Consider the following 19936-nt stretch of genomic DNA (forward strand, 5'->3'; position numbering starts at 1 on the left):
GGCCGGGACGAGCCCGCCGGCGCGCAGCGCGTCGGCCCGCCGCCGCTCCGGGGTCGGCCCGGCCGGACGGACCGGCTCCGCCGCGGGCGACGGGTGGTCGCGGCCCGGCTGGTCGTCGACCCGGCGCCCGTGGTCGCTGACCAGCGTCGGCGCGGGCGGGCGGCGGCGCGGCAGCGGTACGGGGCCGAACGGCTGGGCCGGGGCTCCGGCGCCTTCGTCGGCCGCCTGCTCGTGCTGCCGGTGCTCGGCCGGGACCCCGCGGGGCGCGCCGGGGAAGCCGGTGCGGGCGTCGTCCCGCTCACCGGCGCCCAGGACGTGCGGGGCGTCCAGCTCCAACGGATCCACGGGGGCCTCCAGTTCGACCGGCCCGTCGAGCACGGCGCGATCGGGGATGCCCACCGGGAGCGGGGAGAGCGCGCGGGGTCCCCCGTCGCGCTCGCGGCGCCCGGCCACGTCGCCGTGGGCCGCCTTGCGGTCGAGGCGGAAGCCGGTGCCGTTGGTTTCCGGCGCGTCGGTGAGCAGGGCCGCCGGGATGAACACGACGGCCGTGGTGCCGCCGTACGGGGAGGGCTGGAGCGAGACGCGGACGTTCTGCCGCTGGGCGAGCCGGCTGACCACGAACAGGCCGAGCCGGTCGGTGTCGGAGAGCTCGAACTCGGGGGTCTCGGCGAGGCGCAGGTTGGCGTCGAGGAGCGCTTCGGGCGTCATGCCCAGGCCCCGGTCGTGGATCTCCAGGGTGAAGCCGTTGGCCACCCGCTCGCCGTGCACCTGGACGGCGGTGTGCGGGGGCGAGAACACCGTGGCGTTCTCCAGGAGTTCGGCCACCAGGTGGGTGAGGTCCGCGACGGCCGGGCCGCCCACGCCGAGCCGGGGCAGCCTGCGGACCTCGATGCGCTCGTAGTCCTCGACCTCTGCCACGGCCGCCCGGACGACGTCCATCAGCTGGACGGGCTTGCGCCACTGGCGGGACGGGGCGGCGCCGGAGAGGATCACCAGGCCCTCGGCGTGACGGCGCATACGGGTGGTGAGGTGGTCGAGCCGGAAGAGGTCGGCGAGCTCGTCGGTGTCCTCGGTGCGGCGCTCCATGGTGTCGAGGAGCGTGAGCTGGCGGTGGAGGAGGACCTGGTTGCGGCGGGCCAGGTTGACGAAGACCTCGGCCACCCCGCGCCGCACGTCGGCCTGTTTGACGGCGGCCTCGACGGCGGCGCGCTGAAGGGTGTTGAGGGCCTGGCCGACCTGGCCGACCTCGTCCTTCTCGTAGTCCAGGCGCGGCGCCTCGGTCTCGACGTCGACGTGTTCGCCGGCGGCGAGGCGGCGCATCACGCTGGGCAGGCGCACGCCGGACACCTCGTGCGCCTCCTTGCGGAGCCGGGTGAGGTCGCGGATCAGCTCGCGGCCGATGCGGACGGAGAGGAAGAGCGAGAAGACCAGGGCGAGGAAGCCCAGGACGCCCGCGACACCGGCCTTGATGAGGACGTTGAAGGCGACCGGGTGGACGCGGTCGCGGTAGCGGTCGTCGGCGTCGGAGACGGACTGCGAGAGACGCGAGAGCAGCGGGGTCGCGGTCTGCTGCCAGCGGGCCAGGTCGACGCGCGGCTTCTTGGTGGGGCCCGCGGTGATGATGTTCTGCTCGGCGGCGCGCAGCGACTCGGATCCGGCGGCGGCCCAGAACCGCTCGAAGATCTCGCGCTCGCCGCCGGGCAGGTTCTCCAGGCTTATCTCGTACAGGAGCGTGCGGTTGGCCACCAGGTTGACCACCTCGCGCAGTTCGTTCCAGGTGAACTGCGGCGCGACCAGCGAGGAGGCGACCAGGGCGTCCTCGCGCGCCAGCATCTCGCGCGCCCGGGCGAGGCCCACGACCGCGCGGCCCTGCTTGTCCATGTCGACGTTCTCCAGCGCGTGGAGATTGGTCAGGAACGTGTAGCAGGGATCGATGACCCCGTTGTACGCCTCCAGCGCCTGGGTGCGGTTGACGCTGCGCCGGTCGACCTGCCGGCGCAGATCGCCGATGCCGTCGAACTCCTGGAGGACGGTCTTCAGCCGCGCCCTGGCCGCCGGGCGCAGATCGTCGCGCACCTGGGAGTCATTGGCGGCGGAACGGATCTTCGCCACCGCGCGGTCGGTGTCCTGGCGGCGGCTCTGCAGCGCGGCGAGCGCGGCGGAGGCCCGCTGGTCGGCCAGGTAGACGAGCGTCTGCCGGCGCTCCTCCTGGATGACCTGAACCGTGTCCTCCATCGGCGAGCCGACGTTGTCCACGATGTACGTGACGTTCAGGAGCTCGTTGGCCTCGCGGCCGGTGATGTAGGTCGTGAATCCCCAGAGAGCGGTGAGGGAGACGAGCGGCACCAGCAGCAACGCCACGATCTTCCTGCGGATGGACTTCCCGCGAAAGCGCATGGCCTCCCCCAGATCAACCGTCAACAAACGGCGCGAGCCTACTACTGCCACACAGACAACTCGAAGGCACGTCCGGACGATTTTCGGCCGCCCTCACCGGAGTTGATCGTGGGTTGTCCTGGTATTACGGGAGATCATCTCCCGAGTGTGGCCGAGGACACCCGTAGGGCCAGTGGTTCCCGTACCGGACCGGTTGGCTGGAATTCTGCCTTCCAGGCAAATCCTGGGAATCTTCGGGGAGTTCCGTTCGTCCTTCTGTACGGGGGTTGTGACGGGGATGTACGGACCCGTGCGCATCGGGAGGCATCGATGCGCCGGTGGTGGGGAGTGAGTATCCATGGGCACTGAAGGCATGAGTGCGAACCGTGTGGCATCGGAGGGCTCGCGCGCGGACGGCAGGCATGACGGCAGAGGGCAGAGCGGCGGCCTCGGCGCGGGTGAACTGCCGCCGCTGTGGGTCGAGGAGCCCGCGATCCGGCCGCGGCTGCCGGATCCGATCAGGAACGCGGCGGTGCGCTCGGTGCTGATCGTCGCGTTCACGCTGATCCAGGCGGTGATCGCGTTCCTGTGCACGGTGGCGGGCTCCTGGCTGGCCTTTCCGATGGTCCTCAGCAGCGTGGCGAGCACGGTGGTGGCGACCTGGGCGGTCCTGGACGTGTGGGTCACCCGCCAGGTGTGGAACCAGCGCAACGGCGTGGTGTCGGTGCCGAGCAGCACCGCGCGCCAGCTGCGCCGGGAGCGGCACCGGGTGCGGCCTGGCGCGGCCCGGACGGCCGACCGCTCGGGGACCGGCCGAATAGGCCAGAGCGAGCCGGGCAGCCTCTCCCGGGCATAGCGGCCCGGAGGAGTGCTGGTGGGTGAGGTGCAGGAGCCGGACGCGGCCACGGGCAGACGACGGGGCGGCGCCGGGGCACTGCGGTCGGTCGACCGCGCGGTCAGCGTCCTTGAGGCGCTGGCCCGGCTCGGCGAGGCCGGAGTCACCGAGATCGCCGATGAGTTGGGGGTGCACAAGTCGACCGCGTTCCGGCTGCTCGGAGCGCTGGAGAACCGGGGTCTGGTCGGCCAGGAGAAGGAGCGGGGCAAGTACTTCCTGGGCGCCGGGATGCTGCGTCTGGCCGGTGCCGCGGCCGTGCGGCTCGACATCTCGCAGGAGGGCGTGCCGGTCTGCCGCGCGCTCGCGGACGTCACGGGCGAGACCGCCAACGTCGCCGTGCTCGACGGCGACGCGGCCGTCAACATCATGCAGGCGCGCGGGGCCGCGGCCGTCACGGCGTTCAACTGGCTGGGCCGGCGCACCCCGCTGCACGCGACCGCGAGCGGCAAGGCGCTGCTCGCCCACCTCCCCGAGGAGCGCCGCGAGGCACTGCTCGGCCAAGGGCTCGCGCGCTTCACCGCGCACACCGTCACGCATCCGGCCGTGCTCCGCGCCGAGCTGGCGCGGGTGGCCGAGCGGGGGTACGCGCAGACGGCCGAGGAGCTGGAGGACGGGCTCCACGCCCTGGGGGTGGTGGTGCGCGGCCACGACGGCTCGGTCATCGGCGCGATCGGCGTCTCCGGCCCGGCGTACCGGATGCCGCGGGAGTCACTCCCGGAGGTCGCCGAGCGCGTGATGGAGGCCGCTCGGGACCTCTCGCGTCGCATGGGGCATCCCGGGCAACACGCCGGCTGACCATGGGTCATATTCCGTTCCCGCCAGGCGAATTCATGGCTGGGAAGCCCTCGTTCGGCGACCGGTCCGACCCTCTTGACGCTCTCCTGGGCTGTCCCCAGGATGTCTCACATCGCGCAACCGGTAGTGCTCTGCGCAACAGGAGGGTGAGGCCGTGTCTCACGAGATCCGCACCGCCCCCGCACCCGACCCCGCCCACGCGCGCGTCGTCGTCATCGGCGCCGGGATCGTGGGCTGTTCGCTCGCCGACGAGCTCACCGCACGGGGCTGGTCGCACGTCACCGTCGTGGAGCAGGGGCCGCTGCCCGCGCCGGGCGGATCCAGTTCGCACGCACCCGGTCTGGTCTTCCAGACCAATGCCTCCAGGACGATGACGGCCTTCGCGGCGTACACGGTGGACACCTTCCGCGGGCTGAGCGTGGACGGCGAGCCCTGTTTCCGGGCGGTCGGCGGGCTTGAGGTCGCCACCACCCGGGAGCGCTGGGCCGATCTGCACCGCAAGGTGGGCGTCGCGGCCGCCTGGGGCGTGCGGGGCGAGCTGCTCACCGCGCACCGTTGCAGGGCGCTGTGGCCGCCGCTCGACGCGGAGAGGATCCTCGGCGGTTTCCACACCCCCGACGACGGGCTCGCCGACGCGGTGCTCGCCTCCCGGGCGCTGCAGGCACGCGCCCAGGCCCGGGGCGCCCGGTTCCTGGCGCGGCACAGGGTAACGGCCATCGAGCGGGAGGACGGCCGCGTCACCGCCGTCGTCACCGACCGGGGCCGCTTCCCGGCCGATCTTGTGGTCTCGGCTGCCGGGTTCTGGGGCCCGGTGATCGGACGGCTGGCCGGGGTGACCGTGCCACTGCTGCCGCTCGCCCACCAGTACGCGACGACCGCCCCGCTGGCCGGGCTCACCGCGCGGGCGGCGGCCGCGCTGCCGATCCTGCGCCACCAGGACCGCGACCTGTACTTCCGTGCGCACCCGGACGGGGACGGGGCACGGCTCGGCATCGGCTCGTACGCCCATCGGCCGCTGCCGGTGGACCCGTTCGCGGTCCCGGCGTACGACGACGCACCCGTCATGCCCTCCTCGCTCGCCTTCACCCCGGAGGACTTCGCGCCGAGCTGGGCGGACGCCGGGGAACTGCTGCCCGAGCTCGCGCACAGTGCGGTCGCGCACGGCTTCAACGGCGTCTTCTCCTTCACGCCCGACGGTATGCCGCTGCTCGGCGAGTCCCGGGAGCTGCGCGGGTTCTGGCTGGCCGAGGCGGTGTGGGTGACGCACTCGGCGGGGGTGGCCAGGGCGGTCGCCGAGTGGATGACGGACGGCCGCCCCTCACTCGACGTGCACGCCTGCGACATCCGGCGCTTCGAGGACGTCCAGCTCACGCCGGAGTACATCGAGGAGCGGGCGGCGCAGAGCTTCGTCGAGGTGTACGACGTCATCCATCCGCTCCAGCCGACGGAGCGCCCGCGCCCGCTGCGGACCAGCCCCTTCCACGTACGCCAGCGCGAACTGGGGGCGTACTTCCTGGAGGGCGGCGGCTGGGAGCGGCCGCACTGGTACGAGACGAACGCGCCCCTGGTGGACGTGCTGCACATCCCCGTGCGCGACGCCTGGTCGGCGCGGTACTGGTCGCCGGTCGCGGCGGCGGAGGCGAAGGCGACGCGCGAGCGGGTCGCGCTGTACGACATGACCCCGCTGCGGCGCCTGGAGGTGACCGGGCGCGGCGCCCTCGCGTTCCTGCAGCGGATGACGACCAACCAGCTGGAGAAGAAGCCGGGTTCGGTGACGTACACGCTGCTGCTCGACGAGGCGGCCGGGATCCGGTCCGATCTGACCGTGGCGCGCCTGGCCCCGGACCGCTTCCAGGTGGGCGCCAACTCCCCCGCCGACCTGGACTGGCTGCTCGCGCACGCGCCGGACTCCGTGACCGTCCAGGACATCACCTCCGGCACCTGCTGCGTCGGCGTCTGGGGCCCGCTCGCCCGTGAGCTGGTGCAGCCCCTGACCCGCGACGACTTCTCGCACACCGCGTTCGGCTATTTCCGGGCGAAGGAGACGGTCATCGGCAACGTCCCGGTCACCGCGCTGCGGCTGAGCTACGTCGGCGAGCTGGGCTGGGAGCTGTACACGAGCGCCGATCTCGGGCTGCGGCTGTGGGACACGCTCTGGGACGCGGGGCGGCGGCTCGATGTGGTGGCGGCGGGCCGCAGCGCCTTCGAGTCGCTGCGCCTGGAGAAGGGCTACCGCGCCTGGGGCCGCGACATGACGGCCGAACACACCCCGTACGAGGCGGGGCTCGGCTTCGCGGTCCGGCCCGGCAAGGGCGAGTTCATCGGCCGCGCCGCGCTCGGCGACCCCTCGGCCGTGAAGCGCCGGCTCACCTGTCTGACCCTGGACTCCCGTTCGGCGGTGGTCCTCGGCGGCGAGCCGGTGCTGGTCGACGGCGTGCCCGCCGGATATGTCACCAGTGCCGCGTACGGCTACACGATCGGCCGGTGCGTCGCGTACGCCTGGCTGCCCGTCCTGGCGCCGGGCACGGCGGTCCATGTCGAGTACTTCGGCGAGAAGGTCCCCGCGACCGTCGCCGAAGAGCCGCTGTTCGACCCGCGGATGGCTCACCTCGTGCGGTGAACTGCGTCCTGCGGTGAACGGCGTCACGAGGCGGGCCCGGCCGGGCACCGACCCCTCCGGGAGGAAGCATGGCTCCGACGTACGACGTGATCGTTCTCGGCCTGGGCGGCATGGGTTCGGCCGCCGCCCAGCATCTCGCCGCGCGCGGCGTGCGCGTCCTCGGCCTGGAGCGGTTCGGCCCGGTGCACGCGCACGGCTCCAGCCACGGCGGTTCGCGGATCACCCGGCAGTCCTACTTCGAGGACCCGGCGTACGTGCCGCTGCTGCTGCGGGCGTACGAGCTGTACGACCGGATCGAGCGGGATTCGGGGCGCGGGATAGCGCTGCTGTGCGGCGGAATGATGGTGGGGCGCCCCGACTGCCGTACGGTCGCGGGCGCGGTGCGCTCGGCCCGGGAGTGGGATCTGCCGCACGAGATGCTGGACGCCCGCGAGATCCGCCGCCGCTTCCCGGCCATGAACCCGCTCGACGACGAGGTGGCGCTCTACGAGGCGCGGGCCGGGCTGCTGCGGCCGGAGACCACGGTGGCGGCCCACCTCCAGCTCGCCACCAAGGCGGGCGCCGAGCTCCACTTCGAGGAGCCGGTGACCCGCTGGGAGGAGCTGCCGGGCGGGCGCGGGGTCCGCGTCCACACGGCCGAGAACTGCTACACGGCGGGCCATCTGGTGATCTGTCCGGGTGCCTGGGCGCCCGGGCTGCTCGCGGACCTCGGTGTGCCGGTCCGCGTCGAGCGGCAGGTCATGTACTGGTTCGCGCCCGAGGGCGGCACCGAACCGTTTCTCCCGGAGCGCCAGCCGGTCTTCGTGTGGGAGGAGGCGGACGGGGTCCAGGTGTACGGATTCCCCGCCATCGACGGGCCCGCAGGCGGCGTCAAGGTCGCGTTCTTCCGCAAGAACGGCGCCCCGTGCACGCCCGGCACCATCGACCGTACGGTGGCCCCGGCCGAGGTCGAGGAGATGGCGACGGCCATGCGCCGGGTGACCCCCACCCTGCCCGGAACGTTCCTGCGGGCCGTGACCTGCATGTACTCGACCACTCCGGACGAGCACTTCGTGATCGCGCGGCACCCGGCGCACCCTGGGACCACCACCGTGGCCTGCGGCTTCTCGGGGCACGGCTTCAAGTTCGTGCCGGTGGTCGGCGAGATCCTCGCCGATCTGGCGCTCGACGGCACGACGGCCCACCCCATCGAGCTCTTCGACCCGCACAGGTTCGGCGCACAAGCGGACACGGAAGCGGACACGGGCGCGGGCACGGACACGGGCGCCTCCGCAGACGCCCGTGGAGGCGCGCGATGACCGCCGGGGCCGCCGAGCGCACGCCGAGCCTGCTGGAGACCCTGCCCGGCCGGTTCTACTGCGATCCGGCGGTCTTCGCCCGCGAGCAGGAGCGGATCTTCGAAGCGCTGTGGTTCTGCGCGGTCCGCGCCGCCGACCTCGATCGGCCCGGCGCCTTCCGCACGGCCCAGGTGGGCCGCGAGAACGTACTGGTGGTGCGGACGCGCGAGGGCGCGCTGCGGGCGTTCCTCAACGTCTGCCGACACCGGGGCGCCCGGGTGTGCGCCGAGGAGAGCGGCACGGTCCGGCGCACCCTGCAGTGCCCCTACCACGCCTGGACGTACGACCTCGACGGCCGACTGGTCGCCGCGCCCAACCTGGCGCGGATGCCGGACGTGGACCGCGAGGAGCGCGGGCTGCTGCGGGTCGCGCTGCGCGAGTGGCTCGGCTACGTGTGGGTGTGCCTGGCCGAGGAGCCGCCGTCGTTCGAGGGCACGGTGGTCGGCGCGGCCACCGAGCGCCTGGGCGACCCGGCGGCGGTGGAGCGCTACCGGGCCGCGGAACTGGCCCTGGGCCGCCGGATCTCGTACGACGTGCGCGCCAACTGGAAGCTGATCGTCGAGAACTTCATGGAGTGCTACCACTGCGCGACGATCCACCCCGAACTCACCCATGTACTGCCGGAGTTCGCCAAGGGGTTCGCCGCGCAGTACTACGTGGGGCACGGCGCCGAGTTCGCGCGGGGCGCGGAGGGGTTCACCGTGGACGGCGGCGCGGGCTTCGGCCGCCTCGCGGGTCTGGCGGACGCGCAGGACCGCCGCTACTACGCGATCACCGTGAAACCGCAGGTGTTCGTGAACCTGGTGCCCGACCACGTGATCGTCCACCGGATGTTCCCGCTGGCCGTGGACCGCACGGTCGTCGAGTGCGACTGGCTGTACGCGCCGCAGGTCGTGGCGTCCGGTGCCGACGTCTCCCGGTCCGTGGAGTTGTTCCACCGCGTCAACGTGCAGGACTTCGAGGCGTGCGAACGCACCCAACCCGCCATGGATTCACGGGCGTACCGGCACGGCGGGGTGCTGGTCCCCAGCGAACACCACATCCGGGCCTTCCACGAGTGGGTTCTGACCTGTCTGAATCCTCACAGGCCTGAAGTGTGAATTCCTGGGTAGCGGCGACCCGGGGCGCCTCGTGATCACGGCGCCTCCGACTCCGCTGCACGGCCGTCGGCCGGGCGGACGGGGGAACTGAGGAAGTCAAGGAGCGTCATGCCTGAACTGTTCATCGGCGGCCGATGGAGCGCCGCGGTCGACGGAAAGACCCGCGAGATCCGCTGCCCGGCGGACGGCTCGCAGGTCGCCGTGGTCGACGAGGCGGGTCCCAAGGACGCGGCGGCCGCGGTGGCCGCCGCCCGCGAGGCCTTCGACCGGGGCCCCTGGCCCGGGACCCCCGCCGCCCAGCGGGCGGCGCTGCTGCTGCGCGTCGCCGACCTCATCGAGCGTGACGCGGCCGCGCTGGCCCGCGCCGAGTCCCTGGACACCGGCAAGCGGCTGGTCGAGTCCGAGTACGACATGGCGGACATCGCCAACTGCTTCCGCCACTTCGGGCACCTCGTCGCGGCCCAGGAGCCCGGCCGGGTCATCGACACCGGGAACCCGGTGACGGACAGCCGTACCGTCACCGAGCCGGTCGGCGTCTGCGCGCTGATCACTCCGTGGAACTACCCGCTGCTGCAGACCGCGTGGAAGGTGGCGCCGGCCATCGGCGCGGGCAACACCTTCGTCCTCAAGCCCAGCGAACTGACCCCGCACACCGCGATCATGCTGATGCGGCTGCTCACCGAGGCCGGACTGCCGGACGGCGTCGCCAACCTCGTCCTGGGCACCGGCCCCGCCGCCGGGGCACCGCTGGTCGAGGACGAGCGCGTGGACCTGGTGTCGTTCACCGGCGGACTGGCCACCGGGCGGCGCGTGATGGCGTCGGCTGCGGCCACCGTCAAGCGCACCGCGCTGGAACTCGGCGGCAAGAACCCCAACATCGTCTTCGCCGACGCCGACTTCGAGACGGCCGTCGACTACGCCCTGACCGCCGTGTTCCTGCACTCCGGCCAGGTCTGCTCGGCGGGCGCGCGCCTGCTGGTCGAGGACTCGCTGCACGACCGCTTCGTCGACGAAGTGGTGCGCCGGGCGCAGCTGATCAGGCTCGGCGGCCCCTTCGACGAGCAGGCCCGCACCGGCCCGCTGATCTCGGCGGGCCATCTCGCCAAGGTCGAGGCGTACGTGGCGGCCGGGCTCGCCGAGGGCGCGGTGCTGCGCTGCGGCGGCGCCCGCCCGGACGACCCGGCGCTCGCGAGCGGCAATTACTACCTTCCGACCATCCTCGACGAGTGCACGGCCGCGATGTCGGTGGTCCGGGACGAGTCGTTCGGTCCGGTGCTGACCGTCGAGCGGTTCCGCGACGAGGACGAGGCGCTGGAGCTCGCCAACGGCACGATCTACGGCCTGGCCGGAGCGGTGTGGACCCGCGACGAGGCCCGCGCGCGCCGCGTCGCGGGCCGGCTGCGCGCGGGCACGGTGTGGATCAACGACTTCCACCCGTACGTCCCGCAGGCCGAGTGGGGCGGGATGAAGCAGTCGGGAACGGGCCGCGAACTCGGTCTCGCCGGGCTCGCCGAGTACCAGGAGACCAAGCACATCTGGCGCAACACCGAGCCGCGCCCGCAGCGCTGGTTCGACTGAACGAACGCCGCATCCACCGGTCCGACCGCACGCCGTCCCGTGCCCTCCCCGCCGCGCGATCCTGTACGAGGAGTGATCCCCGATGACCGCCACTACTCCGCCGCCCCCCACGCCCTCCCCAGCCCCGGCGAGCGCCGACGCCGATGACGCCGCGCTCGCCGAACTCGGGTACAAGCCGGGGCTCAAGCGCACCCTCGGCAACTTCCACACCTTCGCCGCCGGGATCAGCTACATCTCGATCCTGACCGGCACGTTCCAGATGTTCTACTTCGGCGTCAGCCTCGGCGGCCCGGCCTACTGGTGGTCATGGCCCCTGGTCTTCGTCGGCCAGTTGATGGTGGCGCTCTGCTTCTGCGAGCTGGCCGCCCGCTACCCGGTGGCCGGATCGGTCTACAACTGGGCCAAGAACCTGGGCGGTCCGCACGTGGGCTGGCTGGCCGGCTGGATGATGACGCTTGCGAGCATGGTGTCGCTGGCCGCCGTCGCCCTGGCACTCCAGCTGACGCTCCCTCAGATCTCGTCGTGGTTCCAGTTCGTGGGCGACGGCAGCGGGAAGTACGACGCCGCGGCCAACGCGGTCGTCCTGGCCTGCGGGCTGATCCTCTTCACCACCGTGATCAACGCGTTCGGCGTCAAGCTGATGGCCCGGATCAACACCGCCGGCGTCTTCATCGAGCTGGTCGCCGCGGTGATCCTGGTCGTCCTGCTGGCCGCGCACATCACCCGCGGCCCCAGCGCCATCGTGGAGACCCACGGCATCGGCGGCGGCCAGTCGCTCGGCTACTTCGGCGCGTTCCTCACCGCGTCGCTCGCCTCCGCGTACGTCATGTACGGCTTCGACACCGCCTCCTCGCTCGGCGAGGAGGCGGTCGACCCGAGCCGCAACGCGCCGCGCGCGATCCTGCGGGCGCTGATCGCCTCGTTCGTCATCGGCGGCCTCATCCTGCTGTGCGCGCTGCTCGCCACGCCGGACCTGAGCGCGCCCGAACTCTCCGTGGACGGGCTCCAGTACGTGGTCCTGAGCACCCTCGGCGACACCATGGGCCAGGCGCTGCTGTGGTGCGTGGTGATCGCGGTCGTGGTGTGCGAGCTCGCCGTGCACACCGCGGGCATCCGGCTGATGTTCGCGATGGCCCGTGACAACAACCTGCCGGGCGGCAGCCGGCTCGCCAAGATCAGCCCGCGCTTCCAGACCCCGATCGCGCCCGCTGTGGTCTGCGGGATCGTCGCCATCGGCATCCTGCTGGTCAACATCAAGCAGCCGCAGATCTTCTCGGTCGTCACCAGCATCGCGATCATCATGATCTACCTGGCGTATCTGCTGGTCACGATGCCGATGCTGGTCCGCAGGCTGCGCGGCACCTGGCAGCCCGCGCCCGGGCGCTTCTCGCTCGGCCGCTTCGGCCTCCCCGTCAACATCGTCGCGGTGCTGTGGGGCCTGGGCATGACCGTCAACCTGCTGTGGCCGCGCGCCGCCGTCTACAACGCGGCGGCCCCGTACCACTGGTACCTGCGCTGGGGCGGCGTGCTGTTCGTCGGCGCCGTCACCGTGGGCGGCTTCGCCTACTACTGGTTCGTCCAGCGCCACCGCACCGGCGTCCTCGCGGACCACGCCGCCGAGAAGCAGGACACCGACCCCGCCACCACCGGCACCACCGCCGCCGCCGCCGGCTGAAGCAAGGAGCGAGAGAATCATGAACGAGGCCAACACCGGTAGCCACACGGACGAGTTCGACTACGTCGTCGTCGGCGGCGGCACCGCGGGCAACGTTGTCGCGGCCCGGCTCAGCGAGGACCCTTCGGTGACCGTGTGCGTCCTGGAGGCCGGCCCCTCGGACGTCGGCGACGACAACGTGCTGCGCCTGGAGCGCTGGATGGGGCTGCTCGAATCGGGCTACGACTGGGACTACCCGGTCGAGCCGCAGGAGCGCGGCAACAGCATGATGCGCCACGCGCGCGCCAAGGTGCTCGGCGGCTGCTCCTCGCACAACTCCTGCATAGCCTTCTGGGCGCCCGCCGAGGACCTGGACGGCTGGGCGGCCGAGGGCTGTACGGGCTGGGGCGCCGAGGACGTCTTCCCGCTCTACCGGCGCCTGGAGAACAACGACGCGCCCGGCGAGCACCACGGCCGCAGCGGCCCGGTGAAGCTGCGCACCATCAAGGGCGAGGACCCCTGCGGCAGCGCGCTGCTCGACGCGTGCGCCCAGTCGGGCATCCCCACCACGCCCTTCAACACCGGCCGTACGGTCGTCAGAGGCGCCAACTGGTTCCAGATCAACTCGGACGAGAACAACATCCGCCAGTCGTCCTCGGTCGCGTATCTGCATCCGATCATCGGCAAGCGGCCCAATCTGACCGTACGGACCGGGATCCGCGCCAAGCGGCTGGTGATCGGCGAGGACCGGCGCTGCACCGGGGTCGAGTACCTGGACCCGGACCTGGTGCACACCCGTACCGTCTCCGCGCGGCGCGAGGTCGTCGTCAGCTGCGGCTCCATCGACACACCGAAGCTGCTGATGCTCTCCGGGATCGGCCCCGCCGACCATCTGCGCGAGGTGGGCGTCGAGGCGCTGGTGCACTCCCCCGGCGTCGGCGAGAACCTCCAGGACCACCCCGAGGGCGTCATCATGTGGGACGCCAAGCGGCCGATGCCGACCCGCTCCAACCAGTGGTGGGAGATCGGGATCTTCGCGGACACGGAGCCGGGCCTGGACCGGCCGGACCTGATGTTCCACTACGGCTCGGTGCCGTTCGACATGAACACCGCCCGGCACGGCTACCCGAGCAGCGAGAACGCGTTCTGTCTGACGCCCAACGTCACGCACGCCAAGTCGCGCGGCACGGTGCGGCTGCGCACCCGCGACTACCGCGACAAGCCGATGGTCGACCCGCGCTACTTCACCCATGAACACGATGTGCGGGTGATGACGTACGGGCTGCGGCTCGCCCGGGAGATCGCCGCGCAGCCCGCGCTGGCGGACTGGGCGGGCGCGGAGCTGGCACCCGGGCCCGACGTCCGCACCGACGACGAGCTGTTCGAGTACATCCGCACCACGCACAACACCGTCTACCACCCGGCGTGCACGGTGAAGATGGGCGCCGACGACGACGCGATGGCACCCCTCGACGCCCGTCTGCGCGTCAAGGGCATCCGCGGACTGCGCGTCGCCGACGGCTCGGTGATGCCCGAGCTGGTCACCGTCAACCCGTGCATCACGACGATGATGATCGGCGAGAAGTGCGCGGACATGATGAAGGCGGACGCGCGCGTCTGAGCAGGGTGCCGGTGAGTTCCCCGCGCCCCGAAAGGAGCGCGGGGAACTGCGCGACCAGCCACCGGCGGCCCGCCGGCGACCGCCAACGCATCCCCGGAGCGTCTACGCCGGCTTCTTGAACATCCTGGTTGCCGTGATCTCCCCGTGCACCGACCCGTCAGGGTCGACCGGCAGGCCCGGCCGCAGATGCTCCTCGACGCTGATGTACTTCAGCCCCGCCCGCAGGTCCGCGTCATTGCGCAACCGGATGACCAGCGGGAACTCCGCGAGCGCCGTCGTGTCGAACAGGCCCGTCGTGTACAGGAGCTGGACGCCGAGCGCGTCGGAGACGGCCCGCTGGAGCTCAAGCAGATACGTGGCGTTGGCCCGGCCGATCGGGTTGTCCAGGAACAGCGTGCCCGCGTGGCGGTGCTTGTCGCGGCCCCGGTCGTTGCTGCGCAGCGCGGCCATCGTGCAGTACAGCGCGATCGCGGCGGTGAGCAGCTGCCCGCCGGAGAACACGTCGCCCATCTGCCCGACCGGGACGCGCTCGGCGCGCAGCACCGCGTCCGGCTTGAGGATCTCCACGGCGATGCCGCGCGGCTCCAGGGCCGCCTGAACTCCCCGCAGCAGCAAGGACATTCCGTCCCGGCGCATGTCGGAGTTCTTCTTCACGGCCGCGCGCGTCGCCTCGTCGATGACCTCGCCGAGCCGCTCGGTGAGCGTCGCCTGGTCGGGCTCCTCGAAGCGGATCCGCAGGAACTCCTGCCCCGACCACTCACCGAGCCCCTCCGGCAGCTGCGAGAGCCGCTGGGCCGAGCGCAGCGTGGTCAGCGCCGACTCGACGAGCCCGCGCAGCCGGTCCACGATCGAGTCCCGGTTGCGCTCCAGCTGCTCCAGCTCGTCGGTGAGGACCCGCAGCCGGGGCGCGAACGCCACCGCCCACGCCGCCGCGTGCTCGGGCAGCGCGGCGGCGGGCAGCTCCCGGATCTGCTGGCGGGCGGGGGTGCGCACCTGCTCGTACCGGGTCGCGTTGGCGTGCCGGACCAGGATGTCCGAGGCCTCCCGGACGGCGGCCTCGGCGGCCGACAGGTCGCCCGCGCAGCCGCGCAGCGAACGCCGGGCCTCGGCGGCCGACTGCCGGGCCTCGGCCAGATCGCCGGGGAACGGCTCGGGCGTCTGCTCGTCCTCCTCCTGCTGGTGGTCGCGGAGCAGGTCGCGCAGGAGCGCGGCCGTCTCGTCGAAGCCTCCGGCCCCGTCCTCGGCGGCCCGGTGGGCCTCCAGGAGCTCGGCGTGCGCGGCGCGGGAGGTCTCCAGCTCGGCGGTGCGGGCGGCCAGTTCGGCGGTGGCGGTGCGCAGCAGGGCCTGCGCCTGCTCGGCGTCGCCGGGCACCTGCTCCTCGGGCAGCTCGGTGTGCGCCTCGCCGTCCTCGGGGGCCAGCCGCTCGGCCTCGCCGCGCAGCCGCCCGAGCTGCTCGCTCGCCGCCGACGCCCTGGTCTCCAGGAGCTGTACGAGGGATTCGGCTCGGGCCGCGGCGGCCTGCCGGGACGGGCCGTCGGCGCCGTCGGTGCCCTCCAGGAGCTGGGCGGCGCGGGTGCGGACCTTGTTGGTGAGCCGGTTCAGCTCGGTGAGCGCGGCGCTCTCGTCGCTCTCCGCACGCGCCTGCTCGGCGCGCAGATCGGCGCCGACGCCGACCTTCTCGTACAGCTGCGAGGCGGCCCGGTAGGCCTCGCGCAGGGCGGGCAGCGCGGCCTTGGGGGCGGCGGCGTCCGGCTCCGGCAGGTTCTCCGGCGCGCCCGCGATCTCGGCGCGCTCGGCGCGCAGCGCGCGGGCCGTGCGGTGGGCGTCGTCGGCGGCGCGCTGGGTGGCGCGCCGGTCCTCGTCGGCGGCCCGGGCGCGCTCCAGGAGGGACTGGGCGCGGGCCTCGGACTCCGCGGCCTCGTCCACGAGTTCGCGCAGGGTGCTCTGCCAGCCCGCGCGCTCGCGCAGCCGGAACGCGAGCCCGGCCAGCGCGTCGGCGGCGCGGCGGGCGCGCTGGGCGGACTCCTGGCGCTCGTCGCGGACCCGGGACGCCTCGGCGGCGGCCTCGTCGGCCTCCGCCCGTTCCGTACGGGCCTCGGTCAGCTCCTCGACGGCGGCGCGGGCGGCTTCGCGCGCGTCCCGCGCGGCCGTGGCGAGCTCGTCGAGCATCCCGGGCGGGCAGTCGGCGCGCCAGGAGCCCAGCCGCGCGGCGAGTCCCCGGTCGCCCGCGAGGCGCGCGGCCAGGGCGCGGATCTCCTCGTCGCGGGCGGCGGCGCGGGTGCGCAGCGCCTGCCGCTCCTCGTCGGCGGCGTGCTCGTCGTGCATGGCCGGGTTCGGCGGGACGAGGAAGACATCGCTCTCGGTCTCGCCCCGCCGGGGCACCGGCGCGAGCAGCGCGGCGGCGGTGCCGACGGCCACCGCGGACCGGGGCAGCAGCGCGGCGCCTGCCAGCACCTCGCGGGCCCGGACGTGTGAGGCGGGGTCCGTGATCACCACGCCGTCGACCAGCTCGGGCCGGGCCGCGAGCACCGAGGCGTGGTCGGCGGGGTCCACGGCCTGGGCGAGGTAGCGCCAGCCGGGCAGCGCAGGGATGCCGTGCTCGCCCAGGTACTCGACGGTGGCGAGGACGTCGGGGCCCGGCGGCAGCAGTCCGCCGTCGCCGAGCGCGCCGAGGATACGGGCGTCGTCGGCGGCGCCGGTCCGCAGCTCGAAGAGGTGCCGCTCGGCGGAGGCGATGCCCTGGTCGAGGAGCTGACGCAGCTCGTCGGCCTGGCGGTCCAGCTCCTCGGCGGTCAGCGGGGTGTCCGCGCGGTCCGTCCCGAACGCGGCGGGGGTGCCGCGCACCGCCGCGTGGACGGCCTCCGCCGCGTACATCGTCGCGCTGCGCGGCAGCGGGACCCCGGCCGCCGGGGCGGACGGGAGGCCGAGGAGCTCCGCGAGGCGCTCGTCGGCGGCGATCGACTCGGCGGCGCGGCGCTCCGCGTCGTACGCGTTCCCGGCCGCCTCGGCCGCGTCCTGGGCGCGGGCCGCGGCCAGTTCGGCGCGGGCCTGCTCGGCGGCGGCCTCGCGGGCGCGGTCGGCGGTGGCGCGGGCGCTCTCGCGGGCCGTGTCCCAGGCGGCGACCGCCGTCTTCTCGGCGTCGCTCGCGGCGAGCGCGGCCCTGGCCGGGTCGGCGTCCGGGGCGCTGTCGTCCAGCCAGCCCGCCCGCACCGCCTCGGCGGTCTCCTGCTCGACCTCGGCCAGGCGCTGGCGCAGATGCCCGGCCTCGCTGCGGGCGCGCTGCGCCTCGGTGGCGGCGGCCGTGGCGTCGCGGTGGGCCGCCTCGCTCGCCTCCTGGAGCGCGGCGGAGCGCTCCTCCTCCTCTGCCGCGACCCGCTCGCCGTCCTCGGCGGCGGTGTGCAGCGCCCGTACGAGATCGGCGGCGGCGGTGGCGCGGGCGGCGAGCGCGGGCGCGGCGTCCCGCTCGGCCTCGCGGATCGCGACGGCCACGCGCGCGGAGCGGTCGGCCGCGGCCCTGTGCCGCAGCACCGCCTCGGCGGCCTGCCAGGCGGAGTGCAGCGTCCGGGCGTCGGCCAGCTCGCGGCGCTGGGCCGCGGCGGCCTTCTCGGCGACGGCGAGCGCCAGCGAGGCGTGGCGGTAGGCGAGTTCGGAGGTGATCAGGGCGCTGCGGCCGCGCGCCTGCTCAGCCTCGGTGACGGTGTGCGCGGCGGCGGTGACCCGGCCCGCCAGGTCGGTGGCGCGCCCGCGCTCCTGGCCCGCGCGCGCGGAGAGCCTGCGCGCGAGCGTACGCGTACGGCGCTCGGCCCCGGCGTGGATGTCGCGCGCACGGGAGCGGGCTTCGGCGGCCTCGACGATCCGGTTGAGCAGGTCCACCGAACCCGCGGTGAAGTCGCGCTCCGCGATCAGTTCGGCGCGGCGGCCCAGCTTGTTGCCGAAGCCGCCGACCAGGTCCGCGAGGCCGTCGGTGTCCCGGGTGTCGGTGACGGCGCGCAGCAGCAGGTCGGTGAAGTCGGAGTCCTTCTTGACCGCGAAGAGACCGGCCGCCTCGCCCTCGTCGGCGTTCATCTCGCGCTGGTAGCGGAAGAGTTCGGGGTCCAGGCCGAGGTCGCCCAGGTGCTCGTTCCAGCGGTCGTGGATCTCCTCCCAGACCACGTCGAGGTGCGGATACGCCTTCCCCGCCTCGGTGACCGCGTCGCGGAAGCCCTTCATGGTGCGGCGCCTGCCCTGGGCGCCGGAGGCGCCCTCGGCGGCCGGGCGGACCGCGCTGGACTCGGCGACCGGCAGCGAGTCGAGGCTGAGGCCGGGGCCGGGCCGGAACGAGTACCAGGCCTCGGCGAACTTCCTCGGGTCGTTGGAGACCTGCCGCCCGCGCCACTCGCTCACCTTGCCGACCACGACCAGCTCGCCGGTGAGGGTGTGCTGCCACTCCAGGGCGACGTGGCCGCAGTCGTCGGCGAGCAGGAACTTGCGCAGCACGCCTGAGCTGGCGCCGCCGAGGGTGTTGCGGTGGCCGGGCAGCATCACCGAGAAGATCAGCTTGAGCAGGACGGACTTGCCGCCGCCGTTCTCCAGGAAGAGCACGCCGGCGGGGGCGGGGCGGCGCGGCGGGCCGACCGGCTCGTCCTCGAAGAACTCCGCCTGGGCGGGCGCCGGGTGGGGCACGGGCGCGCCCACGCCGCGCAGGTCCAGCACGGTGTCGGCGTAACGCGCACCGGCGGGACCGATGGAGTAGAGGCGGACCCGGGACAGCTCGTACATGGCGGACTCTCGTAGATGTGGCGGGGGTGAGGGTGTTCTTTTGCGGGGTGTTCTGGTGCGGGGTGTTCTTTTGCAGGGGTCAGGCGTGGAACGGGAGCCCGGCGTCGGCGGCGAGGTCGAGGTCGTCGCCGTCGGGGGGCGGCAGCAGGGTCGCGCTGCCGTCGCTCACCGCGACGACCCCGAGCTCCAGGAGCTCGGTGAGCGCGGCCGTGCCGGCCATGTCGCGGACCTGGAGCTGGTAGCGGGCGGTGGTGCGGTACGCGCCGCCAGCGTCGTCGCCGGTCCGCTGGAGGAAGCCGGACTCGGTGAGGAACGCGACGGCCTTGGCCACGATGCCGGTGGTGGATCCGGCGAGACGGCGGGCGTCCTTGGTGGCGCCGGTCGAGCTGCGCCGGGCGTAGATGCGCCAGGCGGCCTCCAGGCCGGGGGCGCCGGTCTCGGGGTCGGTGTTCTCGCCCTGCTCGGCGGCGCGCTCCTCCAGGCGGCGGCAGGCCTGGCGTACGAACGCGTCGACGCCGTTGACCGTGATCCGCCCGATGTAGCCGTCGTCGGCGAGGTCCTCGGGGCGGGGGAAGGCCATCGCGGCGACCGCGAGATGCGCGAGGCCGTGCAGGAAGCGGTCCGCGGCGTCGGTGGCGGCGCGGCGGGCGTAGTCGCCCATGCGGACGGCGAAGACGGAGTCCTCGGCGGCCGTCACGGCCATGCCGGCGCGGGGCGAGACCTCCAGGACGACGAGCCCGAGGCCCGCGGCGACGGCGTCCGCGAGTCTGGCGAACGCGGGGTCCTCGCGGTGGCGGCGGAGCAGTTCCGCGTACTCCGCGTCGCGGGCGGGGAGCAGTTTGGGCTGGAGCCCGAAGGCGACGAGGCGGGCGGCGTCGGCGGCGTCACCGGGGGTGATCCGCTGCTCGCCCCCGTCCCGGGGCACGTCGCCGACACCGTCGCCGGCCTCGGGCTCACGCTCGGGGTGGTGGTCGGTCACGGGGGCTCCTTGGGGGGTGGTGTGCGGTGCGGTGTTCTGCGGTGCGGGTGGTCGGCGCCTGCGGCGGGCCTGCCCCCGCCCGTTCCCTTGAGCCCTGGGCGGGCGGCCGGGTGGGGGTGAGGCTCGATTCCCGGGGCTTCGCCCCCCTGTTTTTCTGCGGGCCCGGGGGGCTGGTCGCGCGGTTCCCCGCGCCCCTTGGGGGCGGGAGCTTCGCTCACCGCCC

The 19936-nt window shown here is 73.6% G+C and carries 11 protein-coding genes; 8 read left to right on the plus strand and 3 right to left on the minus strand.

All coding sequences use genetic code 11. From position 1 onward, the window contains the following. Positions 1 to 2397, minus strand: a 2397-nt coding sequence (locus tag ACFWA7_RS35305; RefSeq protein WP_385827171.1) for a nitrate- and nitrite sensing domain-containing protein, incomplete at its 3' end; no start/stop codon positions are given. Positions 2398 to 2749: 352 nt separating this feature from the next. Between ACFWA7_RS35305 and ACFWA7_RS35310 the strand changes: the two genes are divergently transcribed. The 8 genes from ACFWA7_RS35310 to ACFWA7_RS35345 all read left to right on the plus strand — a co-directional run bounded on the left by ACFWA7_RS35310 (position 2750) and on the right by ACFWA7_RS35345 (position 13976). Continuing rightward, positions 2750 to 3232, plus strand: coding sequence for a hypothetical protein (locus tag ACFWA7_RS35310; protein WP_385827173.1), 483 nt, complete (start codon positions 2750 to 2752; stop codon positions 3230 to 3232). A gap of 18 nt (positions 3233 to 3250) precedes the next feature. Beyond that, complete coding sequence (locus ACFWA7_RS35315) at positions 3251 to 4066, plus strand: IclR family transcriptional regulator (RefSeq protein ID WP_385548250.1); 816 nt, start codon at positions 3251 to 3253, stop codon at positions 4064 to 4066. A gap of 154 nt (positions 4067 to 4220) precedes the next feature. Then, the gene (locus ACFWA7_RS35320; RefSeq protein ID WP_385548253.1) at positions 4221 to 6686 is read left to right on the plus strand and encodes an FAD-dependent oxidoreductase; all 2466 of its coding nucleotides are present in this window, start codon (positions 4221 to 4223) and stop codon (positions 6684 to 6686) included. A 68-nt stretch (positions 6687 to 6754) separates the two neighbouring features. Beyond that, positions 6755 to 7984 carry an N-methyl-L-tryptophan oxidase gene (solA, locus tag ACFWA7_RS35325; RefSeq protein ID WP_385827175.1) on the plus strand — a complete coding sequence of 410 codons (1230 nt, stop codon included), beginning with the start codon at positions 6755 to 6757 and terminating at the stop codon, positions 7982 to 7984. Continuing rightward, on the plus strand, positions 7981 to 9123 hold the full coding sequence (locus ACFWA7_RS35330; RefSeq protein WP_385827177.1) for an aromatic ring-hydroxylating dioxygenase subunit alpha: 1143 nt from the start codon (positions 7981 to 7983) through the stop codon (positions 9121 to 9123). Before solA ends, ACFWA7_RS35330 begins: the two co-directional genes overlap by 4 nt. Before the next feature lie 108 nt (positions 9124 to 9231). After that, positions 9232 to 10701 carry an aldehyde dehydrogenase family protein gene (locus ACFWA7_RS35335; RefSeq protein WP_385827179.1) on the plus strand — a complete coding sequence of 490 codons (1470 nt, stop codon included), beginning with the start codon at positions 9232 to 9234 and terminating at the stop codon, positions 10699 to 10701. A gap of 82 nt (positions 10702 to 10783) precedes the next feature. Then, positions 10784 to 12376: an APC family permease gene (locus ACFWA7_RS35340; RefSeq protein WP_385548265.1), complete on the plus strand. Its 1593-nt coding sequence runs from the start codon at positions 10784 to 10786 to the stop codon at positions 12374 to 12376. A 19-nt stretch (positions 12377 to 12395) separates the two neighbouring features. Further along, positions 12396 to 13976: a GMC family oxidoreductase gene (locus tag ACFWA7_RS35345; protein ID WP_385548268.1), complete on the plus strand. Its 1581-nt coding sequence runs from the start codon at positions 12396 to 12398 to the stop codon at positions 13974 to 13976. A gap of 102 nt (positions 13977 to 14078) precedes the next feature. On the opposite strand, the gene ACFWA7_RS35350 is transcribed toward ACFWA7_RS35345, so the two are convergent. Next, a complete protein-coding gene (locus ACFWA7_RS35350; protein ID WP_385827181.1) occupies positions 14079 to 18734 on the minus strand; it encodes a hypothetical protein in 4656 nt (1551 codons plus the stop codon). Positions 18735 to 18813: 79 nt separating this feature from the next. Further along, positions 18814 to 19659 (minus strand): hypothetical protein, encoded by an 846-nt coding sequence (locus tag ACFWA7_RS35355; protein WP_385543279.1) that lies wholly within the window; start codon positions 19657 to 19659, stop codon positions 18814 to 18816. Positions 19660 to 19936: the final 277 nt, after the last annotated feature.

It is taken from the genome of Streptomyces sp. NPDC059994 (assembly GCF_042737755.1).
In the GTDB taxonomy this organism is placed as follows: Bacteria; Actinomycetota; Actinomycetes; order Streptomycetales; family Streptomycetaceae; genus Streptomyces.

Excerpts from the sequence above, each read along its gene's own strand:
- ACFWA7_RS35330 (WP_385827177.1), top strand. The coding sequence starts at position 7,981 with ATGACCGCCGGGGCCGCCGAGCGCACGCCGAGCCTGCTGGAGACCCTG.
- ACFWA7_RS35345 (WP_385548268.1), top strand. The coding sequence starts at position 12,396 with ATGAACGAGGCCAACACCGGTAGCCACACGGACGAGTTCGACTACGTC.
- ACFWA7_RS35350 (WP_385827181.1), bottom strand. The coding sequence starts at position 18,734 with ATGTACGAGCTGTCCCGGGTCCGCCTCTACTCCATCGGTCCCGCCGGT.
- solA (WP_385827175.1), top strand. The coding sequence starts at position 6,755 with ATGGCTCCGACGTACGACGTGATCGTTCTCGGCCTGGGCGGCATGGGT.
- ACFWA7_RS35335 (WP_385827179.1), top strand. The coding sequence starts at position 9,232 with ATGCCTGAACTGTTCATCGGCGGCCGATGGAGCGCCGCGGTCGACGGA.
- ACFWA7_RS35340 (WP_385548265.1), top strand. The coding sequence starts at position 10,784 with ATGACCGCCACTACTCCGCCGCCCCCCACGCCCTCCCCAGCCCCGGCG.
- ACFWA7_RS35310 (WP_385827173.1), top strand. The coding sequence starts at position 2,750 with ATGAGTGCGAACCGTGTGGCATCGGAGGGCTCGCGCGCGGACGGCAGG.